Below are 1170 nucleotides of genomic sequence, written 5' to 3' on the forward strand. Positions count from 1 at the left end.
GCGACGCTGTTCACATCCATGCAGGCCTGAACGTCTTCGGCCGGACTTTCCCAGAACTTGCCAGGGCCACCGCCGACCCCCGCATTGTTGATAAGAATATCGATTCCGCCCATCGCATCCGTTGCCTGGTTGATGAGTTGCCGTCGTGCGCCCTCGCCGGCGATATCGCTAACCGCGATTTCGAGGAAGGATCCCACGCTTTCAATGGACGATACGGTCAGTTCGAGACCCCGGGCGTCGCGATCCGCCAACAACAGATCATAGCCATTAGCCGCAAGGGCGATCGCGATCGCGCGACCAAAGCCGCTACCTGCACCCGTCAATAGCACTCGCTTGCCGATCTTGGCTTCCATCATGTCGCATTCCTAGCCGGATAGAGATTGATCAAATTGGTGCGCAGGCAGCCGACAGGCCTCCGTCGATCGATATCGTCGCGCCACTTGTGTAGGCTGATCGAGGTGAGCATAGAAACGCGACAGTCCAGGCGATCTCTTCCGGCGTCGCAATCCTGCCAAAAGGCATGGGCGTTTCGTCTACCTTGCCGCTTTCCCGCTGATAGGCTTCGAAGCGCTGGCGCCGCTCGGTCGAGACAGGCCCCGGATTGAGCGCATTCACACGTATCCCGTCCCGGGGACTGTCACTGCCAAGTGACTGGCTGAACGCGACCAGCGCCGCATTGGCGGTTGCGCCACAGATATAACCGGGATCCTTCGTGTGCGCGGCCGTCCCGACGATGTTCAGGATCACGCCACGCCCGCGTGCCGCCATCACGCGGTAGAAATGACGGCACATATCGATGTAGCCGAACACCTTAAGCTCCCACGCAGCACGCCATTTCTCGTCCGACAGATCTTCAAGTCGACCCGCAGCTACCGCACCTGCGTTATTAATGAGAATATCGATCGAAGAGAACCGGGCTGCCAATCGCTCCGCGCTTCCGCGCGCTGCAAGATCGAGGCACACGGCCTCCACCACGACGCCGTGCTGCTCGCGCATCTCACGCGCAGCCTGGCCCAACAGCTCTTCGGATCGCGCCACGATAACGAGGTGACAGCCCTGCTCTGCGAAAACCTTCGCGGTGGCCAATCCGATACCTTGCGAGCCACCGGTGATGAGGACAGTCCTATCGCGAAGTTCCAGATCCATATCAGCCGCCCCGGTAAGGTGATG

2 protein-coding genes are annotated in these 1170 nt (G+C 60.2%); both read right to left on the reverse strand.

What is annotated here, in order from left to right; genetic code table 11:
* Window positions 1-356 (reverse strand): SDR family NAD(P)-dependent oxidoreductase (locus U1769_RS25195; RefSeq protein ID WP_332720899.1); only part of this gene is annotated, 356 nt, incomplete at its 3' end.
* Window positions 357-384: 28 nt separating this feature from the next.
* The coding region (locus tag U1769_RS25200) for a short-chain dehydrogenase/reductase (protein ID WP_332720900.1) at window positions 385-1170 on the reverse strand (786 nt) is incomplete at its 5' end.

Origin of the sequence: Parasphingomonas zepuensis (genome assembly GCF_036663735.1) — a bacterium.
GTDB lineage: Bacteria > Pseudomonadota > Alphaproteobacteria > Sphingomonadales > Sphingomonadaceae > Sphingomonas.